Raw genomic sequence first — 24,897 nt, forward strand, 5'->3', positions numbered from 1 at the left:
CAACAGTTAATTGCGTTTTTCCGGCTCTTGAAGCCAAAAATTATTATACCGAGTTATTAAGAAAATGTAAATAGTTTTACGAATTAATTTGCAAAAAATGAGGCAATCAAGCTACGAACATGTTGATGCCATTTTCGCTGTTCAGCAGGCTCATTATCCGTACTTTTATCGTAATATTGGCCAATACTTGCTGTTACCCACGCTTCTGGATTAGTAATAATTTCTGTCACACGTGGATAAAGTAATGTCATTTCAAATCGTACTTGCTGGGCTAACATATCCATTGCAATGGGATCATCATGGCCAAGGCGTTCATCTAAGAGATCTGCAACTGTCTCAAAAATAGGTGAATCGACTAATAAGCTCACTTGACTTAAATTAATCGTATATGTCTTATCATCTAACCAACGATAGGCGATATCCCCCTCAACCTGTAATTTTTGTAAATCTTCAAATAAGGTAGCTCGGATAATGGGTGTTACATAAGGGTCAACAAGTAAAAATTGTGCCCCTTTTACAAATTCAGCCACGGGCAAATGCCTAGCCGATTCATAGCGATCGCGCTGTTGAAGCATATCATAATCACTCAAATGATAAAATTGTCGGCCAATGGTCTGAAAAGTGGTGGCCATGGTCTCTTGTGCTTCGGATTCAGCACGCCGTATATCTTTAAGGACTGCCGATTTAACAACCTCATCATGCCATAATACGGCTATTTGTTGCGCATAGACAAAGTTTTGATTTTGGATGGCAAGCGTCACAACCATTCGAAAATTGGTTTCTTCTTCTAAGTAATTATATAAAAAATCATCAGCATATGAAGCGGCTAATTGATACTGCTCATCCATGAATAGTGCAGTAACTAACCGGTAATTAATATCAAACGTTGTTAATGATTCATACACAGTGATTAAAGTTTCCGCAGCATCATGCCAATTTTTTTGTGACATCTCTGTCTGTGCGCGATCGATTAATTGCTTGATTTCAGGTGATAGATGATCTTCCAATGTCATACGATACCATAGTTATTATTAAAACGATAACTATTATCCTTTCCAACCTTTCAAATGATGCTAAATTGTGTTACTTCTCTGCCTTCACAACAACCTTTTTAGCTTTCTTCTTAGGTGTGTTATTTTTTTCTTTATTTAATTTAACGTTTTGTGCCTGACGCGTTTTAGTTTTATTATTGGCATTATTGCTCTTATGTGACGTTGGCCGACGATTCTGGTTAACTTCCATTACAACTGGCATCACCATCGGACGACGACGCGTTTGATCAAATAAATAACGCGACAAGACCTCTCGAACGCCGTTCTTCAATTCATTCCAATCAAAGTTTTTAGTTGTATTGAGATAATTTTCAATCTGCTTAACCGTTATTTCTGACGCTTCTTTCATCAAGTCACGGTTAGCCTTCACGTAGACAAAACCGCGAGAAGTCAATTTTGGCTTAGAAACCACTTGTCGCTTCTTACGATCAATCGTCACAACAGAAACGAAAATACCATCTTCAGACAAAATGCGACGATCACGCAAGACTACGTTACCAATGTCCCCAATACCAGCCCCATCAATTAGCGTTTCGCCAATCGTAAATGAATCTTGTAACTCGAAATGATCGTCAAGCCATTTGAATTGATCACCCTTCATTGCCATCATAATATGATCTGTTGCAATATTTACTTCTTCTGCAGCGGACTTAGCAGAAGACATCACGCGATATTCACCTTGAATTGGCATGAAATAATCTGGTTTTAAGACATTAATCATCATTTGCAAGTCGTTACGTGATGCATGACCACTTGAGCGTAAGTCACTGCTGATTTGCTTAACATTGGCGCCTTGCTTGAAGAGCATATCACGTGTTTTGGCAACAACACTTTCCATTGCCGTAGAAGGTGTTGTCGTAATAAAGACAAGGTCATCTTCTCCTATACGAACATAAGGATCTTCACCATTAGCCATGCGATTCAAATGCTTGATGGGCTCTCCCATACGTCCTGTTTCCAGAATCACTGTCTCTGAAGCAGCTAAGTTTTTAGCATTTTTAAGATTAACAAGTAATTTACTTTCCGGTACGGGAAGGTATAATTTACGAAGGCGGATAGCTGTTCGAACAACATTTTCAATATCATTACCGGACAACACTAGTTTACGCTTTGTTGCCACAGTGGCGTCAATGACCTGTTGAATACGTTGAATATTAGAAGCAACTGCAGCAATAATAATGCGTTTCTTTTTATTATCACGGAATGTCTCTAAAATGTAATCACTAATTTTAGATTCATTAACAGAGTCAGTATCCCCTTCTGTCCCTGCAGCATCGGCAAGTAATGCTAATACTTTACCTTGACCAATTTCGACTAGTCGAGCAATGTCAGTTCGATAATTTTTTTCTGCTGTTTGGTCAAACTTAAAATCGCCCGTATAAACAATTTGTCCAAACGGTGTGCCTAACACAATGCCCATTGAATCTGGAATGGAATGTGTTGTATTAAAAAACGATACAGTCACAGTCCCAAAGTCAATTTCAGTTTTTGCATTGACAACATGGTAATCATCGTAATCCTTGAGCGCTTCTTGCTCTTTGATAGCTAACTTAGCTAACTCAATCGTTAATTCTGAACCAAATATTGGCGCTTGTACTTGTTGCAAAAAATAAGGTAAGGCACCAATAGCATCAGCGTGACCATGTGTCAAAAAAACACCGGCAATTTTATCATTATTTTTTATTAAATAATCAAAATCAGGTACGACAACATCGACACCTAATTGATCTGTTTCCGGATATTTCAAACCAGCGTCAAAAATAAAAATTTCATCATTTACTGTAATTGCGTACATGTTTTTACCATTTTCGCGGACACCGCCAAATGGAATAATACTTAAATCTGTCATCTTTTTCCCTTTATAAATAGACTTATGCTATAAGCCATAATTTTTTCGTAAATATAAACAAGTGGATACTGCTGGTTTCTAAAACGCGGAGTCATCCTATTTTTTGTCTCGATACGTAATTATATCCATTTTAACATACTTTAAGCATTTTCTGTTATCATTATCTAAGGAAAGGAACAGGACAATGCGTCCTGATTTTAATTATGCAACGCAAACCATTTAAGCAGTCTCACCGCCTTCGTTACTTACTTGTCGGTCTTCTAATTGTCGCCGTTATTATTGTGGCAACCGTGATTTTAGGTCAACATGGTGGTAAAAAAACATCAGAAACAACACAATCGACTAGTCAATCTTCTCAAAGCCAGAACAAATCAAGCAGCACTAGTTCAACTAGTGCTACTAGCTCCAATGCGCCTGTGTCATCGACTGATGAAGCCTCTTCAGTTGTTGTCCCATCTGTTCCTTCGGCGGCTAGTTCAGCAGCCTCAGAAGCCATTCATGCAGTGGTCAATGATGGCACACAAACACCGATTGCCGATAACCAGGCGCCTGCACCGCAAGTCGCAGCGTCAAGCAGTGTAGCAACACCAACACCAGCCCCTAAGGCTGTTACATTTGGTAATTGGACCCTTGCTAATTTTAATACGGTGAAGTTAGGTAGTGCTACCTATGATCAAGTTAAAGCAAGCTACGGGAACCCTACTAATTTAGTTGCTTCTGACACGGTCACTGCTAACTGGATTAGTACGAGTGGCGCAAAAGTTACAATTGTCTTTACACCAACTGGCGATAACAAAAATTTGCAATTGGTTGCTAATTATAAAGTACAATCTGGTTTACAATAACACTAAAAAATAGCCCTTAAGTAGGCTATTTTTTTTGCTGTGTTTATAGTAAATAAAAAAGTGTGGCGTCATGCCACACTTTTGATTATTCTTAACGGTCAACCTTAACAGTTGTTTCCAATGTTGCGGCAACGCGTTCTTGAACTAATACGTTGTCTGATGCTAAAGCTGCTTTAGCTTGGTCAGCCAACTTTGCAAATGTATCAAAATCAGTTACAGCGATTTCAGCTAACATCTTACGATTTAATTCAACACCGGCAAGTGTCAAACCGTGCATCAACTTTGAATATGACAAACCGTTCATACGTGCTGCTGCGTTAATACGCGCAATCCACAACTTACGGAAGTTACGCTTTGTGTTCTTACGATCACGGTATGCGTACAAGTATGACTTCCAAACTTGTTGCTTAGCAACCTTAAAATTAATACGACGTTGGCCACGGTAACCCTTGGCCAACTTAACCATCTTTTTACGACGTGCGCGTGAAACTGTACCACCCTTAACTCGCATGGGTAATTCCTCCTAGAATTTTAAAAATAACTTGTTGGACTAAAATCCAAAATGTAGATAGATGAACTATCGCAACGCGAATTAGATGTTTGACAACATCTTAGCGTATGTCTTAACAGTCGTTGAATCCATCATGCGTGTGCCACGCAATTGACGACGTTGCTTCTTTGTCTTACCGTGGAAACGGTGTGAAGTATAAGCTGAAGCTGACTTCAAGCCACCGTTGGCTGTCTTTTTAAAGCGCTTTGCTGATGCGCGGTGTGTCTTCATCTTTGGCATGTGACTAATTCTCCTACTTTGTGATTTTGTTTAAGCTTGTAAACAAGCAATTAAACCTTTAATTACTTGGCGTCTTTAGGTGCCAAGACCAAAAACATTTGGCGGCCGTCCATCTTGGCACGTTGCTCAACCTTGGCAATGTCATCAAGTTCTGCGGCCATACGGTCTAATACTTGACGTCCGATGTCTTGGTGGGTAATCATACGACCACGGAAACGCAAATTAAGCTTCACTTTGTTACCTTGTCCAAGGAACTTAATAGCAGCTTTCTTACGTGTTTCGAAATCGCCTGAATCAATGACCGGTGACATACGAACTTCCTTCACTTGCACGATTTTTTGGTTTTTGCGTTGTTCTTTTTGCTTTTTTTGTGCTTCGAACTTAGCTTTTCCCCAATCCATGATTTTGGCAACTGGTGGTTCAGCGTTAGCTTGAACCAATACCAAATCCTGGTCTAAATCATTAGCAATCTGTTGTGCGTCTCGCGTAGACATTTCTGTCTGCTTACCTTCATGGATAAGCAATACGCGAGGTGCGCGAATATTATCGTTGATTAAATCAACTTGTCGTGGTTGACGTGCTATTGTCAGGCACCTCCAAATTTATTTTGTGAATCAAGAAGAAAAGTGGACAAAGAACCTAATCTTTACCCACTTCAACACTTGCAATCCATACGGATAACTGTATCTGCCAAGCAACACAATCACTTGGCGAGAAGCGGGTGCTCCTACTTGTTCAACAGTTATTATTCTATCTTACTATTAAGTTATTGTCAAGCTTGAGTTTGCTCTAATTTAATCATGCGAATACCATAGTGAAATACTACCAAGACGGCAAACTGGGCGCCAGCAAATAAAATGACAAAAGTAAACATGTGGTAACCCATTGACATGGCGATGTTACGTAAAACAACATGAAAATTCACAAAAATATCCCAGGAGTTCAAGCGTAGGTATCGTCCAATATATATCCCTAAAGCAGATAATACTGATACCAGTGCGGTAATACTAAAATAAGTGAGGTGAACATGACGATGAAAAACTGCTCGTGTCATAATTTCTAAACTCAAGACCCCCAAGCCAACGCCAATAAATATGCCCGTCGCTAAAATAGCATAATTGAAATACTGTCCCGCTTGGCTCAAATCAGAACCAATGGCATAGAGATGAATAAAATCCGTCATCATATACATGGTGTTAGGAAAGAATAATAGCCACAATACACCAAACAAACACTTTAGAAGTCGGCTTGGAACAATCGAAACAATGACGGCAAAATCAAATGGTAGTAAAGCTAAAAAAACATTCCAGTTCAAAAAAGTAAAACGTGTTGGTGTGGTATGAACGAATAGGAAAAATAGGAAAACAACCAAATGGATAATACTAAGATTCAAAATTTTATTATTCATGCCTTGCGTCCCCTTTTTTTGCAATGCTTCTAGTTTATCATAATCAATAAAAGCTATTCAATCTAAATTTAAATTGAATAGCTTTTATATTAAAGATTATTTTTTTAACGTTTTAGGCTGGCGGGAAGCTATCCAACCAAAGATAACTAGCCATAATGTTGCGCCAATTGCTGGCACGCGGGAATCCGGGTTAAAGAATAACGTCACAAAAATAAAGGCAAAAAACACAATTGCTAATGGTACTAACACACGTGGTGCAATCACGAGAAAGCCATCTGGCATATAACGATCTGATTTACGATATTTCATGTAGGCTATCAATATCAAAATATAAATCATCAAAAACAAATCTGTTGAAGCACTTGTGACAAAGCTAAATGCATTGGTCACTGCCGGAACAACTGATATAACCGCTGAAAAGCCAACCATCAATGCTGTGAAAAGGACCGCATTGGTTGGTAATTGTGTCTTAGACATTTTTCTAAAAGGCTTTAAAAAGGCAGATTTCGATTGAAAAGACAAAGCATAAAAATTACGACTTGCACTAAACAATACTGAATTCAATGCAGATGCTGCACTGGTTAACACCACAAAATTAATTAATGCAGCCGCCCACTTAACGCCAGCTAATTGAAAAACCATAACAAATGGGCTCTGATCAGCGGGAATTTTTTGCCAAGGATAGATTGTCATAATAATAAACAAGGCACCTAAGTAGAAAAACAAAATACGCCAAGGTATCTGGTTAATTGCCTTAGGTAGAACAGCTCGTGGATTATCTGTCTCTGCTGTGGTCATACCAATAAATTCCATACCAACGAAAGCAAACATGACCATTTGAAAGGCATTAATAAAATTACCAATGCCGTTTGGGAAAAGCGACAAATGTTGCCAGACATTACTAAACGCAACATCGCCCACTGGGGTCTTAAAACCTGTTAATGCCATAATGATACCAGTCACAATCAAAGCCAGTATGGCAACAATTTTGATCATAGCAAACCAGAACTCAGTTTCGCCGTAAAGTGCCACGGCAACTAAATTAACACTTGTTAGTACTACAAGCATGATAATTTGAATAAGCCAACTGGGCATACCTGGTAGCCAATATTGAATATATTTAGCAACAGCTGTTAATTCCGCCATGCCCATGAAGACAATCGTTAGCCAATAAGACCAACGCGCAAAAAAGCCGGTACGATTGCCGATATATCTCGTTATAAAAGTAATAAATGTATGTTGGGTAGGGTCGGCATAAAGTAATTCACCAACCGCCCGCATCATCACAAACATGAATAAACCAATGGTCAAATAGACTAGTAATATTGCTGGCCCAGCGTAATGAATGGAATTCCCTGCCCCCATAAATAGCCCAGTCCCAATAGTACCGCCAATAGCAATAAGCTGCACATGCCGATTTTGTAAACCTCGTTTGGCAGGTTGACCATTGTCTTCTGTTGTTTCTGACATAAAAAAATATCTCCTCTTTATACTACAATTAACGTTTAACACACTATGTACAAAGCACTGAACGACTTTGTGTTCAATGCTTTACAAATCAATTAGTTAGTCATTTACTGGACGTGAGTAATTGGCAACATCAGCTAGAATTTCACTTTGGAAATCTGCAAAACGCATTGTTCTTGTTTTTTCTTCACCGTACTTACGTACTGTAACTGTCTGTCCGTCAACTTCCGAATCACCTAATACTAATGTATATGGGATTTTATTAGTTTGTGCTTCACGAATCAAATAGCCCATTTTAGCATCTTTTGTTTCAACGTGTGCTCTAAGTCCCGCAGCTTGTAGCTGTGCTTGAATGTCATTAGCATAATCGCCATGAGCACCAAGGTTAACCGGAATAATTTGCACTTGTAATGGTGATAACCATGTTGGGAAAGCGCCCTTATACATTTCAATAAGGTACGCTGTGAAACGTTCCATCGTTCCAACAATACCACGATGGAGCATCACAGGGCGATGATTGTCTTGCCCATCTGCGCCAATATACGTCAAATTAAATCGTTCTGGCAATAGGAAGTCTAATTGAATAGTAGACATCGTTTCTTCACTGCCCAAAGCTGTTTTCGTTTGAACATCTAACTTTGGTCCGTAGAAAGCGGCTTCACCTTCTGCTTCATAGTAATCCAACTTCAAATCGTCCATGGCACGTTTCAACTGTGCTTGAGATTTTTCCCACATATCGTCATCATCAAAATATTTTTCAGTATTTTCAGGATCACGATAAGACAAGCGGAAACGATAGTCAGTGATATTGAAGTCACGATAAACGCCCATCATCATCGTCAAAATTGATTTAAATTCTTCTTCAAGCTTTTCTGGTTCAACAAATGTATGACCATCGTTAAGCGTCATTTCGCGAACACGTGATAGCCCTGTTAAAGCACCTGACTTTTCATAACGATGCATCATGCCTAATTCGGCAATACGTATTGGTAACTCACGGTATGATCGTGGCTTATGATTGAAAACCATGATATGTGATGGGCAATTCATTGGTCGTAATTCTAAAAATTCTCCCTCGCCCATGTCCATTGGTGGGAACATATCTTCACGATAATGATCCCAATGGCCTGAAGTTTTGTATAAGTTCAAATTTGACAAAACTGGTGTGTACACATGCTGATAACCATTAGCTAATTCTTTATCAATGATATAGCGTTCTACCTGACGGCGAATCGTTGCACCGTTTGGTAACCAAACGGGCAAGCCAGAGCCAACTTCTTGACTAGTAAAGAATAAATCCATGTCACGCCCAATCGTACGATGATCGCGTTCTTTTGCCTCTTCGCGTCGTTGAATTTCAGCATCAACATCTGCTTGCTTCCATTCAGCAACACCGTAGATTCTTTGCATCATCGGATTGGATGATTTTCCACGCCAGTAGGCACCAGCAACAGAAGTCAACTTAAAATGCTTAATCCAGCCAGTAGATGGCACCAGGCCCCCTTTATCCAATTCGATATGATCCCCTTGAACCGCAATCGTAATTTTTTCATCTTCTGGCAAATCAGAGATTAACGCAATTTTATAAGGATCTTCCGCAAACATGCTTAACGCTTCTTCACGTGTAATTTCACGTGATACGATTGGCAAATCTTCTTTAACTATTTTATGCATCATAGCTTCGATTTCAGGGAAATCCTCCACAGAAACCTGGTTACCAGCCCCATTGTCAGTGTCATAATAGAAACCATTGTCAATAAATGGTCCGACACCAAAATGCATATTAGCAAACTTTGGTATCCGCTTCAAGGCTTGTGCCAATAAATGTGAAGCAGCATGACGCAATAATGATATTGCTTCATCATCACTAGTCGTAATTAATTGGAAATCGCCTGATGCCGGTATCATGTCGTGCATACCCACATAAGCCCCATGCAACTTAGCCGATACAGATTTTTTGGCTAATGACTTTGATATACTTTCTGCAACAGCTAAAGGTGTCGTCCCCTCGGGAAAAACTTTAACGGCACCATCTGGAAAAGTAAGACTAATTTCTGACATATTAACAATATTCCTTTCATTTGACGTTTGTTTTAATGCAAACGTTTCTGACATTTATAAAAACAAAAACGTCCCATTGAGTCATGCGACTCAAAGGGACGTTTCACCGTGGTACCACCCAAGTTTAGCACATAAAGTGCGACTTAAATGACAGCTAACGGTGTCACCCGAATGGTTTTCAAAACTTACTCACCACTACTCAAAGGTAGTCTTTTCCGTGCAAATTACCCATTTTCACCAAGCATGGATTCTCTTAAAAATTGCAAACAGTCCAGTTGTCCTTATCAACGTTATTGTGATTATTTTAGCACTGTTCACACCGTTGTGCAACAATTACTTTGGGTTGATTTCTGTTAATACAAGCGCTAATGCTTCCTTAGCCGCTGCATCATGATCTAAAATACCATTGTCAAAAGCCGTTTTTAATGCATCATACTGCTGTTTTGTTAGTGTCATAATATCTTCTCTCTAAAAAATAAATTAATACTTTAATTATAACGAAGGGACGACAAAATTCAAGTGCACACAGGTTCACTGAATTGTAAATAAAAAGGTCTCACTAGAGACCTAGATAATATTTTGAAAACAGTGCTGCAAAAATGGCACCAACAAAAGGTGCTAGTCCTGGTACCAAGACACCATACTTAAAATCAGCATCTGCGCGATTTTGCCATGGTAACATGGCATAGGCCAAACGCGGCCCCATATCTCGCGCTAAATTCATTGCAAAGCCAGTTGTGCCACCCATTCCCATGCCCACTGCCCAAACAAGAAAACCAATGGCTAATGGCACCATTCCTGGTACATGACCTGCTCTTGCTGAAATGGCTAGAATACTAGTCAAAAACACAAATGTCGCAAAAGCTTCCACAAAGAAATTACGTGGTAGGTTGCGAATAGCTGGCGCAGTTGAGAAAATATTACGGACAATGACTGGATCAATATCTTTTTCTGATAATTTAAATTGGTCAGCATACATCACGTAAACAATTAAAGAACCCGCAATTCCCCCTAACACTTCGACCACACTAACAATTAAAAAATAAGTTATATCTATCTTGCCCAATACCAGCTGAACCATCGCCATTGCTGGATTAATAAACACATCCCCAAATACAAATAGCACAATTGTGATACCAAATCCCCAAGTCGTAATCGCAAAAATATGCCCTGAACCGTGATATTTCGTCCGGTTTAATACCTCGTCAGCGTGTACGCCAACACCAAAAATGATCATTAGGGCTGTGCCCATGAACTCAGCCAACAACTGGTGTATCATTTGTAATCTCCTAAGCGGTCGCAAATCTATCAAGAAGTCGCGGTTTTTTATGTTATTTTTCCATTCCTTATATTAAGGCCTTGAATAGGCGCTGTAAAGCCTTTTTATAGTTTTGTCAACAAACCGTCACATTTCGTGTTTTGTTTCACGAAGTATGATGATACTTTTTTAAGTCATCTTGCCTTATAATGGAAAGTAATATATTAATGGGAGGATGGCCATAACAAACGATGTATGGTCAACGATAAGTTATGAATGCACACGTTGTTTATGCAACAATTACCGGAAACAATGAAGATGTCGCTGATGTTATCATCACGGCCTTAAAAGCTGCCCATGTGACTGTCAAAAAAACAGAAATATCACAGACTGAGGTAGAAGAGTTAGCAGAAAGTGATATTGCTGTCGTTGTGCCCTACACCTATGATAATGGTTCATTACCTGATGAGGGCTTAGATTTCTTTGAAGAATTAGCTGATGTTGATTTAGATAATGTCATTTATGGCGTCGCAGGCTCTGGAGACACCTATTACTTGGATGATTTCTGCGTTGCCGTTCCAAAATTCGAAGCCCAATTTGCTAAGACGCATGCCATTAAAGGTGCTGAAGGGGTTAAAATTAACCTCAGACCAGACGAAAAAGATACACTGACACTCAATGCGTTTGCACAGCAATTAATTAAAGCTGCACAAGCACGATCATAATAAAAAGCACTATCTTGATTAAGATAGTGCTTTTTATATACGAATCAATCAGCCGTTGTATAAACTGCCAAAACATCTTCGTTTTCTTCTAACTCATCGACTAGCTTATCAAGCTTGTCACGATCGTCATCAGAAATTTCAGCTGGATTTTGTGCAATCATCGTTACTTCTGCTTCTTCAAAAACATAACCATCAGCTGTCAAAGCAGCTTCAACAGTTTGAAAATCAGCTGGCGTTGTATAAATTTCAAACACTTCATCTTGTGTCTGTACATCCTCTGCGCCAGCTTCCAATGCGGCTTCTAGCACCGTGTCTTCGTCAAGATCAGGAAAATCCGTACGATTAATAGCCAAATAGCCCTTGCGATCAAATTGAAATGCGACTGAACCTGTCGTTCCTAAAGCGCCGCCAAAATGCTTAAATGAGTTACGAATACTTGATACTGTACGATTGATATTGTCAGTTGATGTTTCAACCAAAATGGCTACACCAGCTGTCCCATAACCTTCATAAGTTACTTCTTCAAACTTTTGACCGCCAGCACCTGAAGCCTTATCTAACGCACGTTGGATATTGTCTTTTGGCATGTTAGCAGATTTAGCCTTTTCAACAACTAAACGCAACGAAGCGTTCATTTCTGGGTCGGCGCCACCAGCTTTTGCAGCCACATATAAATCATGTGCTAGTTTTTGGAAAATTTTACCACGCTTAGCATCTTGGGCATTTTTTCGGCCCTGGATGTTATGCCACTTACTATGTCCTGACATGTTAACATCTCCTTGAAATTGTCAATATAATTTTAATTTTAACAAAAAAAAGTAACAATGACTAGTTTTAGTGATAAATTTAACACAAAAAGCCTTTGCTACTTTATTATTTTTGAAATCAACTTAATAAGTATTACCACCAAGCAGTTCCAGATATGTCATCGCAGTACTTGCAATTAGAGCAGCTAGAATATCATCTAGGTAAACATTAATCGTATCGGTTCGATCATTAATTTCGCCAATCAATCCTGGCTTAAGATCATCTAATAGACCATAATGGACTGTTGCTGCTGCTGAAAACTGTTGGGTAATCGCAATAGCTAAAATTTCATCAACATTGTGTCCATTCGCATCACGCTGTAACCGTGCTTTTAGAGGTTGACTATCTGGCATTGTTTCAGCTTGTTCATCAAGATAAAGCGCTGTCAAAATGATGTCAGCTACTTCGTCCTTGTGCAACACTTTTGCAATGGATGACATCAATGTCGTGTCGTCAACAGCATCTTTATACTTTTCTGACAGAAATATGCGTGTACCATCGGCTATATCATCAATGGTCACACCACGTTCTGCTAGTTTGATTATTGCTGCTTCTTGTAAATCTTTCATCATTTTACTCCTCAATAATCTTCATTCAAGTAGCGTCGTGTCAAAATAACATGTGGAATCTCATCCAAAGCAGTCTTAACATACGCTTGTTGTTCATCTGTGAAATCGTTAATTGCAACCAACGTATAGGCGTAAGCGCCAACAGCACGATTACTTAATTGCTCGATGTTAATCCCATTGTCACCAAAAAACTTTGAAATTTGGCTAATCATATTAGGAACATTTTCATGGATAATGCCCACGCGGTATTTTGTTACAAACGGCTCATTAATATCCGGGTAATTAACTGAATTGACAATATTCCCTGTTGTTAAGTATGTGTCTAATTGGCGAGCAGCCATTAAAGCACTAGTATCTTCTGCTTCTACAGTAGACCCACCAATATGTGGCGTAATAATCACTTTGGGATGATCGAATAAGGCTTCATCGGCAAAGTCTGTAATGTAGACACGTAACTTATCTTGATCCAATGCCGCTTTAGCTGCCAAATCATCGACAATTCCGCCACGAGACATATTCAGTAACGCAGCGCCGGGCTTCATTTTTGAAAGGCTATCAGCAGCAATAAAGAATTTGTTTTTTTCAGTTAGCGGGATGTGAACTGTAACATAATCTGATTGTTGCAACACTTCATCAACACTTTTAGCATGTGCAATATGCCGGTCAATACGCCAAGCTGTATTGGCGTTCAAACCAGGGTCATAGCCAATAACATCCATATCTAATGCTAAAGCCGTATTTGCAACTTTCGAACCCACATTACCTAAACCAATAACCCCTAATGTTTTGCCTGCTAATTCTGTACCGCGATAACCACCTTTATTCACTTCTGTTCGCAATGACACATCTCCACCGCGTGTCTCATTAGCAAAACCAATAGCGCCAACTACTGGTCGGGCAGCTAAAATCAATGACGCAATAGTTAATTCTTTCACAGCATTAGCATTGCCACCTGGTGTATTAAAGACAACAATACCGCGTTTTGACAACTCATCAACGGGAATATTATTAAAGCCGGCGCCAGCACGGACAACTGCACGCACGCTATCAGCAATAGTTTCCTGATGCAAATTTTGAGAACGTAACAGAATCGCTTTCGGTTCTTCAGTGGTATCAATTTCATAGCCATGAGTTGTTAAATAGTTTAAGCCTTTTGCACTAATGGCATTATATGTTTTAATATTTGTCATACTTGCTCTTTTTCAACTTTCTTCAAAAATGTTATCAATGCGTCAACAGCTGCCATAGATTGTGCATTATACAGAGATGCTCTAAAGCCACCAACTGAGCGGTGGCCATTCAAATTAAATAGTCCTTCTGACTCAGCACGCTTAGCAATCATTTTGTCGCGTGTCAAATCGCCTGTGGTAAATACCACGTTGGTTAATGAACGTGCAGTTGTTTCAACCGGAGCTGTATAAAAATCCGACTGGTCTAAGAAGGCGTAGAGTTTGTGGGCTTTTGCTAGATTGCGCCGATGCATTTCAGTGACACCGCCTTGCGCAACAACCCAATCCAATACAAGGTTAAGCGCATAAATTGAAAACACTGGTGATGTGTTATACATGGATTGTTTGTCAATATGATTTTGATAGCGCATCATCGGTCCAACATGACGTACATCTTGCTGTGCTAACCAGTCTTTTTTAATGATGGCAACTGTCACACCAGCTGGGCCAAGATTTTTTTGACCACCAGCAAAGACAGCATCAAATGCGTTAATATCATAGGGTTCAGCTAAAATATTGGAACTCATATCGGCTACAAGTCGGCCTGTTGTACTTGGCAAATTGTCCTGATGAAATGTTGTGCCTTCGATAGTGTTATTAGTTACAATATGCAAATAATCGTAAAGTTCAGGGTCGAAATGTTCGGGTAAAATTGGTAGTTTTTGATAATTTATTCCCTTTGTACTGTTCAATACTGTGGCTTGTTTCCCTAACATTTCTGCTGCTTCACTTGCTTTAGCTGCAAAGTTGCCCGAATCAAGAATGGCAATATGTGACTGATTTGTTGCAAAATTAAGTGGAATCATCTCAAACTGCGTTGACCCACCGCCTTGCAAAAATATAACGGCATAGTCTTCTGGAATAGCCATTAACTCACGCAACTTTTGCTCAGCTTCGGTAACTATGGCTTGAAATTGTGCGGATCGATGAGATATTTCAATAATACTCATATGTGTGTGTTCGTTACGTTCGAATTCTTGCTTAATCTGGGTAATGACTTCATCTGGCAAAACACCAGGACCCGCAGAAAAATTATAAGTTTTTGCCATAATTTCGTGCTAGCGCACATCCTTCCTTAATAAAAAACAATTTTCAAAATAGACGTCAACAATTTAACGAACATTTAGAAAAAAAACAGCTGAATAATGACAATAATTCGCAAAAAAGCTAAAATAAAATCAATTTTAGAACAAAAAAACAAACTTTATTGCAATTCAAGTCACTGTTTTCATGTTACTATATCTTTAATTAAAGTCAATCTTTTATTTTAATACTTTTTTTAGTATAATGAATGAGTAATGCCGCTGTGGCGGAACTGGCAGACGCGTACCGTTCAGGTCGGTATGAGAGCAATCTCGTGCAGGTTCGATTCCTGTCAGCGGCATATTAACCGTTTTACCTAAATTGTTGGTAGAGCGGTTTTTTGTTGCTTAAACGTTGATATGTAGAGATTTTCAGTTGTTTAGAGTTCCGTTCAGTTTTCTTTAGTTTTCACTATTTTATCGCCAGAGTGCTACATTAGTGCTACAAATTAAATAACTTTGCACTGACCTTTGTTTCTTTAGTTATTCGCTTTGCGAACTCTGGCATTTTGTCTTTCATATCCCCTGTAAACTGACCTATCTGATATGAATATGTTGGATCACCTATTTTTTGTTCTTCGAAAAAAACGTTAATAGTATCCGTGTACATGATATAGACTATACGAACTCTATATAGCGTGTTGCGCTTTTTCTTAAATAACTTATTGATTTCATCTATGACTATCTGTTCCATAATTTCACCTCATAACAATTATACGAACACTTGTTCTTATTAGCAAATAAAAAAACACCCAACCAGATTATCTAGTTGGGTGTTTTAATTTATTCAATTTTGTAAGGCATTAACCTTAGCTTGTGCATCAGCTAGTGCTTGTTCCGCCTTTGCTAACTCATCTGCTTTAGCTTGTTCATCTTCTGACTTTGGTTGTGCCTGCGGATAAACGTTGTTTAATTCGTTGATCAACATAGCATAAGCATGTTCAACCGCGTTCTTGATAAGGGTTTCATCTGCTGTAGTAAAACCTAGCTTAGCCAATTCACTTTGAACAATGGCATAAGCGCCGTTCTTCTTCATAATACCAGAGATATACTTGTCAACGCCCGCTTTCTGCATGGCAGTCACCGCGTCCTTGGCTAAAGGTTCTAACAAAGTAATCACGGTTGTAATTTGCTTATGTGATTGAAAATATTTTAAAGCATAGCCAGCAATCGCTGTAATCGCTGCTACTGCTATTGATACAATAACGTCCGAAAAATTTGTAATAGTCATGATTTCCTCTTTTATTTAATCGTTGCAAATGACTTCATCATCCACACTGGTTCGCCTGCAATTTCAACTTGTACACTGGTAGCTGTCTGGCTTAATACTTTGTATTCGCCTTCTAGCGTGAAGTATTCTTGCTCGCCATTGTTACCCTTAATTGTCTGATTAGATAGCTTGTGGCCATATTTATCAGTCAATGTCAAAGCGCTAATTGGCATATAGTTGTTGTAATCAATAATCGGAATACCCATATCCACGTTCACACCATAATAACCACCGTACCATTTAGTCCAATAGTCAGCTACGTACACACCGCTAAAAGTAGCATAGTGTGTTTTATTAGATGACTGATCATCACTAGGACGGTTAGACGGCTTAGCTGTATTTTCTGCCGGTGTGTTGTTATCCAGTGAACCTACTACCATAACGTTGCCATCAACACCATAGTGATTATCAGCGTACTGCCAAATCTTCACGTTAGAGTAATTTGGGAAGTATTGCATCGGTGGTGTTGCCTGATGTGCTGTAGTAAGGTACCAAGCCAACCATAATGCATTAGGATAGCGTGCATTGATACGGCTCAAATCTACAAATGATTCAACATAAGATGTGTAGCTGTAAAACATCGGCTTATAGCCAGCCGCATAAATAGCGTCCATAAAGGTCAAAATAGCGGTTGTGTTGTTTGCTTTGTTATAGCCGGCCCCTGCTTCATAATCTAAAGCAATGTAACTACCCTTAGCTAATCCAGCGTTCTGTGCATCTTGAACAGCTAATTGTGCGTGATAACTTGCTTCAGCTACCGAATCGCCAAATTCTCCCCAGAAATAACCGCCAGTTTGCATACCAGCATTGGCAGCACTATTGATTTGGTTATACGCTTTTGGGTTAGCATAATGTGCTCCCTCGCCTCCACCACGCCCGCCAAGTTTAACCATGGTGAAATTGTCGCCCACCTGTTTAAACGAGCTAAAATACTGTGTTGTGTCGCCCTGATAACTAGCAACATCAATGCCGTTAGTATTGGCTGATACGCCAGTAATCACTGCACCAAAAAAGGCAACCGCTCCAATTGAAGCGACTACCCATCGTTTTAATTTATTCACTTTCAAACCTCCCATTTATCGTGTTTCCACGTTTCCAATGCCGTTAAGCGCACCTCGTGATTATTTGCCTGTTTGTTACTCTCTTTGAGTTCGTTTTTCAAACTAGCAATGTCTTGCCTTAAGCCACTAATTGAATTCACAATCGTATTTTTAAGCACCCACCATAACCCGCCCAACAGCATTGACCCTAACGACAACCAACCAATCAAATCATGTGGCATCTGCATTTATCACTTCTCCTTATCTGCTTTAGCTTCTTTAAGTTGTTCTTGCAACGTTTCTACTTGAGCTACTAACGTTGCGTTTTCCACAGACTTATTTGCTAGCTGCATGCCAAGATTGTTAATTACTTTCTGCGCATCAACTTCCATTATTCACCTACCCCATTTTCCACCGTTGCAATTCCCATAATGTCAGCAACCTGTAATACTTTAGTTCTAAAATCGGCTTCCTGCTTGTCGATATTTGTCTTATCTGCTTCGTAAGAAACTCTGTCCTTGATAGATAGATGAACATCTACTGTCTGCCCTAATGTTGCATAACCCGTTGCTACTTCAACACCCTTTGAATCCTTGTATGACACATTAAAATTACCTGTAAACATTTGTTTCTTCCTCTTTTCTGTATATTAAAAGGCTAACCGCTCGTGATTAGCCCTGTTTAAGTTCTTTGATTTCTTGTTGCAATGCTTTAATTGACTGTATCAAATACCCTGTAATCGTATAATTTTCAACACTTTTACCATCTTCAGCCAACCAATCTTTTGGGATATATAACTCATGATTAACATCATCAATCATAGGTGAGACACGTATATTATCCTTGCTTTCCCCAATGAAGTTATATTGTCTGACATCAGACTTTAATACTTCAGCCAAAGCATATTCGGGATCTATATCTCGAATATTTTCCTTTAAGCTGACTAAACTTGATTGGCTTACAGTCTTAACACTAATATCAATCAAGTTGCTGTTTCCACCTGAAAAATACAACCTACCATTGTCTTGTGATGTGATTGTATGATAACCATTCGTTCCTATGTTTCGTGCAAAAAAGCCGTTTGAAACCTTCCCGTTTCCGTTCTTGTCGATACTAAAATTATTAGCAGCAACAACGAAGTTATTGGCTCTAGCTAAAATACTATTACCACCAACGTCTTTACCATCTACGCCTTTAGAATCGTCATAACCAACAACAAAGTTAGGACTTTCAGCAGTGACCACGCCACCAATATCCTTACCACCTGATAAGATAACACCTTGGTCATTACCAGCTATATAAGTACCAGTTACAGCTGATATACCAATACCTGCACCTCTTTCAGCAGCCATATTAGCCAAAAAACCAATGTTACCGTGTCCATTAACACTAATTTCTGAAAAGTCCTTAGATTCTAGTAATGAACCCACTGCACCATCAGGCTGATTAGAAAAGGTAGGTAATAGACTTGCTGATACTGAAAAGTAAGGGTTACTGTCTATTGTTTGGCCATTATTGTAAACAGGTCCTGTTAGAAGCAGTCTACCATTCTGTAAAGTAGCACTTCCGCCACCGTTCGTAGTTCTGATATAAGCCTGATCAATATTGACATCTATTTGAGTTTTACTGTCGTAAATACGTCCTTTTTGAAAGAACACATTACCTTGGTCCAAGTCAATGTTAAGGCTAGGTCCTGATAATTGCCCAGTGGTTATCTTACGGGCATCAAGACTGGCTATCTTAGCACTTGTAATGGCTGCATCACCAATCTGGGCTGTACCAATGGCACCATTAGCAATATTTGCTGACCCAATAATAAAGTCGTTACCCTTAATCGTTTGACTGTTTAATACGATAGACTTGCCTGATAGAACTAAAGTACCATCAGCCTGACCATTAATACCTGTGATAAGTTGCTTAGTAATACCATCATTTGTAGACGTACCTAATGACCAACTATCATGGAAGATATTAAGCAGTGTGGAACTCATAACCATTTGTGCCCATGGTGTCCAACTTGAACCGTTGTAAGTTCTACGGTACATTAACGAGCCGTCTAAGTCTTTCCACTGTGTTTGTGTAATACGGTCGGCTTGTGGTGCATCAACCATAATGTAAAAACTTGCTGATACAGCTGAATTAGTTCCAGCTGAAGCACCAATAAAGAACCTACCACTTTGAGTAAGAAAGTTCATATCATCAAAGCGTTCTTTTCTTTCCCATTGGGTATTAGCCTTTAGTGTTGTAACATCATTCTGGATAACGCCAACTGTAGCACTATCAGCCTTTTGGTTAATCAAAGACTTCATATTAGTTTCAGAGTTTGAAACTTGTGACGTTGTAAAGTCTTTGCCTTGCTGTAATACAGTACTATCACCTGATTTACGGTCACTCACTTCTTGTGATAAACCATCAGCAGTCTGTTTCTGTGAACTTTGTAGACCAGTAATATTATTTTGGACTGTACTAATATTGCCCTCAGCAGTTTGTACCCTAGTTGATACGTTATTGATATTAGTACCTTGTTGCTGAACTGTACTATTGATACTATCTATCGTTTGTTGCTGTTGACTGAACTTGCTATCAGTATCTTCTGGAGCTGGTGTCCATGCTGTTGTTGTATTTCCGTCTTCTAATTTGAAGTTACGTAGTCGCATAGTTTGACCAGCTGTAAAATTAGAAGCTCCGGTACTTCCTGTTGCTGCATTTATTCTAATATAAGTTCGAGTAGCATCACCAGCATTAGTAAATGTAGCACTGACTCTAGTCCATGTAGAATTGTTAATAGGATTAAAACCAACCCAAGCATCGTTTAATCGAAAAGATATGCCTGGAACTGTACCCATTGCATCTACAGATATAGTGTAAGTTTTACCTGGCAACATGGGTGTATCACTAAGGCTAGTCCAAGCATTTATTAATGAATAGAACCATTCAGAACTTGGGTTACTAACCGTTAAAGTTATCCCGTCAGTGTCATAGGTAAAGGCTGCGTTTGTGATGACGGTTTTATTAACGCCAGCTACGTTTGGTCTATTTGAATTACTAGCGCCCATACCTGTAGAACTTAGTACATAGTTCCTGCCACCAACCTGCAAGTTGTCTACTTTATCAGATACTTGTGTAACAGTTTGTGTAATGCCATCTGCTTTAACATTTAAACTAGATATTTGTGCATTATAATCTGTTTTAGCATCGTTTAGTTCTGTTTTAGTAGCAGTTAATGCTATGGCATCTTTGTTAGACGTGATTTGTGACTGTAAACCTGTATCACCATCACTAATAGCCTTTTGTAATTGCTGTTGAATAGCTGCAGCATTGGCTTCAGCATCAGCTTTAGCTTGGTTAGCATACCCTTGAGCCTTAGTATCTAATGCTGATTGGTCTTGTTTTAATTGATTAGCCTTATCATCAACTGACTTGATACTTGCGTCTACTTTTACTTGGTTATCAGCTATAGCTTTATCTGAATAATCTTTAGCTTGATTAATGGCCTGATTAACACCGTTTTCAATGTTAGTAGCCATATCTGGGTCTATTCTTTTAACCCATTTGCCATCTAAGAATACATATAAGTAAGTACCATTTGCTGCATCGTACCAGGCCTGTGTGCCTTCTTTAGCTGTTTGAGGTAGTTGGTCAAGACTTGTAACGGTTAAGATAACTGCCTTACCATCAGCGCTTACTTGGGCGTTATATGCGTCAGCTTGTGCTTTAACAGCTTCATTATGAGCTGCATCTGCTTGTTGTCGGGCTAATTCAGCCTTATCAGCCGCCTGTTGTGCAGCTTCTTGTGTGACTGTCACATCTTTCTTGATTAAGTTAATAACATTAGCACTTTTGTTCATATTATCAGTGAAGATAGAACTAAATTCACCTAATACAAAAGTGTTAGTCTCAGGACTGGCAAATGATACCGTCTTTTGAATAACCTTACTTGTAACTAATATTTCAGGCTTAATGTGAAAGTCTTGTACGGTGACTGTATCACCAAGTGCTACTATCTGGTCGTGTAATGGGCTTACAGTGTAGTTAAATCTTGGGTGATTAAAGATGCCTATCTGTTGTTTAGCCCATTCTAACAGCGCTTTAGGCTCACTCAGTAAGCTATTAGTAATCGTCCCTTCTAAGTACACTGGTTGTTGCTGACTAGCTCCAATTGCATACATTAGTTGGTTGGCATCATCGTCTGTAATGTACTCTAAGCCATTATTAACTGTTCCAATATGACCTTTTGTAGCATCTTTATCATCAGTCTTACCCGTTACGTACAACTTAGTGTAGATAATGTCTGATACTTCGGTAGCGGTCATGTTCTCGAAGCCCTTAGCGCCACCATAACGTACTAACTCACCATTATCAGAACCTAAATGCCCAAAATAAAGCACTCGGTCTACAATACGGCCTGTTGTATCAAGTTCAACCCAAGAATCTACATCAACATCATACTTAGTCTGTAAGTCCTGTAGTAAGGCCTGTAAGCTGGTGTTAGCTGATACTACGTAATCAATAACTGTTAGGTTATCGTCAGCTACTCTTAGGCTAAATGGTACATTCTTATACATCTTACTAACAAAAGTCTTTAAATCAACCTGTGCTAGGGTTTGTTCAGCCTGAATAAGTTGCTTACCTAACTCAAAAATAGCTGCGTTAATTGCACTAACTGTAATAAAGCCACTGTTACGGTCTGTACCGGCATTAATGACCTTCATTAGGTAATAGTGGTCAGCCACTGAATCAAAGTACATCAGGTAATTAGTCGTATTAATACTTGTACCTAAGTCTGTAGCTTCAACACTAATAGTTAAGGTATGTGACCATTGCTTAGCGTTACCTTGCTTGTCTTGGTTCGTATAATCAACCGTTGTTAGGCCTGCTGGGTCGTTGGCATTATCCGTGGCCATTTGTATCGTAATGGTATCACTGAAAAACGTTGTGTTTCCTTGACCGTTATTCAGGCTTAAACGCCCTTTAACTTGTAAGTTTTCATCAAGAACTGTGTACATTTATATGTTCCTTTCGTTATATTGCTATGTACGAAAAAAAGCACCTTTAAGTGCTTATTTCATTGCTGGTCTGTAGTTATATTTCACTGTTGCTTTATCAGGTGTTGGGAAGAACGTAATAGCTTCTTTTTGGCCACCTTTTAATAGTGGGTATGTGCTTGCGGGACTAAGATATTTATTAGCTATCTGACCATTTATATAGACGTTTTCTGTTTCTGTATCTATTGTGGCTGTGTCCCCTGCATGGATAATCGTATGTGCCTTTTTAAGAGCTTCAGCGGTTGTTATCCCTTGTACTGTTAAGTCGGTAACAGTTAATCGGTCATCTTGATAAGACTGTACAAACTGATAAGATGCTGGTTTGTCACCATCTGCTGGTGTGGTCTTAACTATCTTATCTTCATGAATAGGCGTTTTTCCAAAGAAATAACCAATCTGTGCTACCTTGGCATTAAAGTCATCAGGTATAGTCATCGTGTAATCGAGAACCGTGTTCCCACTTTCAAGACCTGAACCCGCTATTTGATTAACAAGTATGTGCATCTGGTTCCCAATTTTTGTTAATTGGAAGTTAGCCCATAGGTTTGTAATAATGTTTGGAGCGTCATACATAAATTCTTTAACGGTTGTTGTAATGGTTCCAGGCTGATTAACACGTCCAGCGCCTTGATCCCAAGACGAACCTCTTTGATAATCTGTACTGCGCCATGACCAACCATTACCATAACCAGGGTTAGGTGTTCCTACGTTGTGCCAAGTAGACCAAGTTAAGCTTTCACCCTGGGCGCTATTCCAAACCTGTGTCCATCTGTGATAGTCTTGTGTACTATTTTTCCAAATATCAGGACCATTAGGGACTGTTTGACTAGTAACTCGGTCTTGTTCAACTTCTTTAGAATAGACTTGTGGTCCAGTCGCTCTACCCGAACTATCACGTGGCGTTTTCCACTTTTCAACGGTACGAGTGAAGTGGTTCCATCGAACTGCATCAGGTAAGAACTTCGGGTTATTACCATCAAATAAGTTCTGGCTAAAATCCAAAGTAACTTGTCTATCAACACTCATAATTGGTTCGTCCATCTTGATGGTTAGTGTGACTTCGTGACCACCTTTGTTCTGTGTCTGGTCTAATGCCCATGTTGTGTTACCAGGGCCAATATAACCAAACCCTTTAGCATAGTTGGCATTTTCTTCATCTGTGTTACTTCCAAACATAACTTTTAAGGTGCCGTTGTTAGATTCACCAATATCATACATGCCCATACGGCCAATACGGTTACCGTCTTTATCAAGTAAGTACACTTCTGTTCTTTGGTATGCTCTGGCATAGAACTGTTGGTGACTAATTCTTGTTGATACACGATAATCACCTGTGCTACCTGTGTTAAATTTCTTAGTTAGTAATAGTGGACCATAAGCAGTAGTCTTACCTGTGTAATCTTTGGGTACTGTCCAAAACTTATCGACTGTAATGGCGTGCTTACCTAGCATTTTTACAGCTGCATCACTGGCTACATCAGCATTAGATAAAGCCCAATTTTGTGTACTCATGTCAGTTACTTGTGTAAACGTACCAATATCTTGAATTGGGTCACGATAAACAACGGGCATTAAGTCCTGTGTGTTGACGTCATCTGGGAACCCTACAAAGACATTCTGGCCATCACTATTGGTGTAACCAAAATTATTACTATCAGAACTAAATGTGAACTGATATGCAGGCTTAGCTACATCATTACCATCGGGCATTATTTCTAATTTGTTTCGGTTATCAGCTTGGCCAATGACCTGTGGTAAGTACCCGTGTGGATCTGACGCTGTGAATTGTAATGTTAAAGTGCTGTCCCATGAACCTTGGCCGATATAAGCAGGCTCTGGTAAGGACGTGAAGTGGCCATAAAAGGTACGGTCTGGGAACTGCCCGAATACGATAGGTGTTTCAGTGTGGTTTGTAGCAATTAAAGCCTTGCTGATAGTCTCGACATTTTTTAGGTACTCATCAGCATCATTAGCCACTACTGTAACAGGTATATTGAATACCTTTGCACCGTAGTTATTCCCTAACCACCTTTGGCCATACATACCTGATATATTCTGGGTCATTTCACTAATAGTTGGTGCTACAGGTAAGGTCACATGACCTACTATCATGCCAAGGTCTTTACTATTAACCCCAACATATCCTGCTTCGTAGTTCCTACCAAGAACGAACTCATCTTTCTGGGGGTCTGGGTATAATTTAGCTTTTATTTCATCATCAATAGCTTTTAGTTGTTTAGCACCTTCACTGGGTTCTGTGTAGGCCATTTCTGGTGGGTTTTCATTCCCATTATTAGACGTGTCTTGTTGGAAGCTCGAATCAGGTGCATTAACGTTATCACCTGGTAGCATCTCGTTAGTAAAATCAGTTGCCATCTATATATTCCTTTCTTGGGTTTT

The 24,897-nt window shown here is 39.3% G+C and carries 24 protein-coding genes, 1 tRNA gene and 1 other annotated feature; of the genes, 3 read left to right on the forward strand and 22 right to left on the reverse strand.

The window, feature by feature from the left end:
* Positions 1-83: 83 nt before the first annotated feature.
* Positions 84-1,013, reverse strand: a complete 930-nt coding sequence (locus FAZ25_RS09100) for a type I restriction endonuclease subunit R (protein WP_192269604.1) — start codon at positions 1,011-1,013, stop codon at positions 84-86.
* Positions 1,014-1,083: 70 nt separating this feature from the next.
* The gene (locus tag FAZ25_RS09105; protein WP_004900341.1) at positions 1,084-2,901 is read right to left on the reverse strand and encodes a ribonuclease J; all 1,818 of its coding nucleotides are present in this window, start codon (positions 2,899-2,901) and stop codon (positions 1,084-1,086) included.
* A 203-nt stretch (positions 2,902-3,104) separates the two neighbouring features.
* Between FAZ25_RS09105 and FAZ25_RS09110 the strand changes: the two genes are divergently transcribed.
* Complete coding sequence (locus tag FAZ25_RS09110; RefSeq protein WP_192269607.1) at positions 3,105-3,746, forward strand: hypothetical protein; 642 nt, start codon at positions 3,105-3,107, stop codon at positions 3,744-3,746.
* A 91-nt stretch (positions 3,747-3,837) separates the two neighbouring features.
* Here FAZ25_RS09110 and rplT read toward each other — a convergent pair whose 3' ends face one another.
* The 8 genes from rplT to larD form a co-directional block, all read right to left on the reverse strand.
* Entirely contained in the window at positions 3,838-4,257 is a 420-nt protein-coding gene (gene rplT, locus FAZ25_RS09115) for a 50S ribosomal protein L20 (RefSeq protein ID WP_004900351.1), read from the reverse strand.
* Positions 4,258-4,338: 81 nt separating this feature from the next.
* Positions 4,339-4,536, reverse strand: a complete 198-nt coding sequence (rpmI, locus tag FAZ25_RS09120) for a 50S ribosomal protein L35 (protein WP_004900365.1) — start codon at positions 4,534-4,536, stop codon at positions 4,339-4,341.
* Positions 4,537-4,598: 62 nt separating this feature from the next.
* On the reverse strand, positions 4,599-5,138 hold the full coding sequence (gene infC, locus FAZ25_RS09125) for a translation initiation factor IF-3 (protein WP_216769572.1): 540 nt from the start codon (positions 5,136-5,138) through the stop codon (positions 4,599-4,601).
* Positions 5,139-5,148: 10 nt separating this feature from the next.
* Positions 5,149-5,275: a sequence feature (ribosomal protein L20 leader region), on the reverse strand.
* Between the two features lie 33 nt (positions 5,276-5,308).
* Positions 5,309-5,944, reverse strand: coding sequence for a DUF1361 domain-containing protein (locus FAZ25_RS09130; protein WP_004900370.1), 636 nt, complete (start codon positions 5,942-5,944; stop codon positions 5,309-5,311).
* A 96-nt stretch (positions 5,945-6,040) separates the two neighbouring features.
* The gene (locus FAZ25_RS09135) at positions 6,041-7,414 is read right to left on the reverse strand and encodes an amino acid permease (RefSeq protein WP_147002164.1); all 1,374 of its coding nucleotides are present in this window, start codon (positions 7,412-7,414) and stop codon (positions 6,041-6,043) included.
* A gap of 96 nt (positions 7,415-7,510) precedes the next feature.
* Entirely contained in the window at positions 7,511-9,472 is a 1,962-nt protein-coding gene (gene thrS, locus FAZ25_RS09140) for a threonine--tRNA ligase (RefSeq protein WP_004908108.1), read from the reverse strand.
* A gap of 333 nt (positions 9,473-9,805) precedes the next feature.
* Positions 9,806-9,928: a hypothetical protein gene (locus FAZ25_RS09700; protein WP_004904224.1), complete on the reverse strand. Its 123-nt coding sequence runs from the start codon at positions 9,926-9,928 to the stop codon at positions 9,806-9,808.
* 103 nt (positions 9,929-10,031) lie between these two features.
* On the reverse strand, positions 10,032-10,751 hold the full coding sequence (gene larD / locus FAZ25_RS09145; RefSeq protein WP_004900379.1) for a D/L-lactic acid transporter LarD: 720 nt from the start codon (positions 10,749-10,751) through the stop codon (positions 10,032-10,034).
* Between the two features lie 251 nt (positions 10,752-11,002).
* Here larD and FAZ25_RS09150 point away from each other — a divergent pair, with 251 nt between their 5' ends.
* Entirely contained in the window at positions 11,003-11,455 is a 453-nt protein-coding gene (locus FAZ25_RS09150; protein WP_004900380.1) for a flavodoxin, read from the forward strand.
* Positions 11,456-11,499: 44 nt separating this feature from the next.
* Here FAZ25_RS09150 and FAZ25_RS09155 read toward each other — a convergent pair whose 3' ends face one another.
* From FAZ25_RS09155 to serC, 4 genes are all read right to left on the reverse strand, one after another.
* Entirely contained in the window at positions 11,500-12,222 is a 723-nt protein-coding gene (locus tag FAZ25_RS09155; protein ID WP_004900382.1) for a YebC/PmpR family DNA-binding transcriptional regulator, read from the reverse strand.
* Between the two features lie 123 nt (positions 12,223-12,345).
* Positions 12,346-12,834, reverse strand: coding sequence for a phosphatidylglycerophosphatase A (locus tag FAZ25_RS09160; RefSeq protein ID WP_100665390.1), 489 nt, complete (start codon positions 12,832-12,834; stop codon positions 12,346-12,348).
* An 8-nt stretch (positions 12,835-12,842) separates the two neighbouring features.
* Complete coding sequence (locus FAZ25_RS09165; RefSeq protein WP_004900387.1) at positions 12,843-14,021, reverse strand: 3-phosphoglycerate dehydrogenase family protein; 1,179 nt, start codon at positions 14,019-14,021, stop codon at positions 12,843-12,845.
* On the reverse strand, positions 14,018-15,109 hold the full coding sequence (serC, locus tag FAZ25_RS09170) for a 3-phosphoserine/phosphohydroxythreonine transaminase (protein WP_004904228.1): 1,092 nt from the start codon (positions 15,107-15,109) through the stop codon (positions 14,018-14,020). The genes FAZ25_RS09165 and serC overlap by 4 nt, the downstream gene beginning before the upstream one ends.
* A 251-nt stretch (positions 15,110-15,360) precedes the next feature.
* Between serC and FAZ25_RS09175 the strand changes: the two genes are divergently transcribed.
* A tRNA-Leu gene (locus tag FAZ25_RS09175) sits at positions 15,361-15,444 on the forward strand.
* Between the two features lie 140 nt (positions 15,445-15,584).
* Here FAZ25_RS09175 and FAZ25_RS09180 read toward each other — a convergent pair.
* The 8 genes from FAZ25_RS09180 to FAZ25_RS09215 all read right to left on the reverse strand — a co-directional run bounded on the left by FAZ25_RS09180 (position 15,585) and on the right by FAZ25_RS09215 (position 24,873).
* Positions 15,585-15,836, reverse strand: a complete 252-nt coding sequence (locus FAZ25_RS09180; protein WP_192269610.1) for a hypothetical protein — start codon at positions 15,834-15,836, stop codon at positions 15,585-15,587.
* Between the two features lie 93 nt (positions 15,837-15,929).
* Positions 15,930-16,373: a holin gene (locus tag FAZ25_RS09185; RefSeq protein WP_192269613.1), complete on the reverse strand. Its 444-nt coding sequence runs from the start codon at positions 16,371-16,373 to the stop codon at positions 15,930-15,932.
* Between the two features lie 11 nt (positions 16,374-16,384).
* Positions 16,385-17,473 (reverse strand): GH25 family lysozyme, encoded by a 1,089-nt coding sequence (locus FAZ25_RS09190; RefSeq protein WP_192269616.1) that lies wholly within the window; start codon positions 17,471-17,473, stop codon positions 16,385-16,387.
* A gap of 2 nt (positions 17,474-17,475) precedes the next feature.
* Positions 17,476-17,700, reverse strand: coding sequence for a hypothetical protein (locus tag FAZ25_RS09195; protein ID WP_004907037.1), 225 nt, complete (start codon positions 17,698-17,700; stop codon positions 17,476-17,478).
* A 3-nt stretch (positions 17,701-17,703) separates the two neighbouring features.
* Positions 17,704-17,844 carry a hypothetical protein gene (locus tag FAZ25_RS09200; RefSeq protein ID WP_192269619.1) on the reverse strand — a complete coding sequence of 47 codons (141 nt, stop codon included), beginning with the start codon at positions 17,842-17,844 and terminating at the stop codon, positions 17,704-17,706.
* Entirely contained in the window at positions 17,844-18,077 is a 234-nt protein-coding gene (locus FAZ25_RS09205) for a hypothetical protein (protein ID WP_192269622.1), read from the reverse strand. The genes FAZ25_RS09200 and FAZ25_RS09205 overlap by 1 nt, the downstream gene beginning before the upstream one ends.
* Before the next feature lie 46 nt (positions 18,078-18,123).
* Entirely contained in the window at positions 18,124-22,458 is a 4,335-nt protein-coding gene (locus FAZ25_RS09210; protein ID WP_192269625.1) for a hypothetical protein, read from the reverse strand.
* Positions 22,459-22,512: 54 nt separating this feature from the next.
* Positions 22,513-24,873 carry a distal tail protein Dit gene (locus FAZ25_RS09215; RefSeq protein WP_192269628.1) on the reverse strand — a complete coding sequence of 787 codons (2,361 nt, stop codon included), beginning with the start codon at positions 24,871-24,873 and terminating at the stop codon, positions 22,513-22,515.
* Positions 24,874-24,897 lie beyond the last annotated feature (24 nt).

Origin of the sequence: Leuconostoc sp. LN180020, from assembly GCF_014844115.1 — a bacterium.
Classification (GTDB): Bacteria; Bacillota; Bacilli; order Lactobacillales; family Lactobacillaceae; genus Leuconostoc; species Leuconostoc citreum.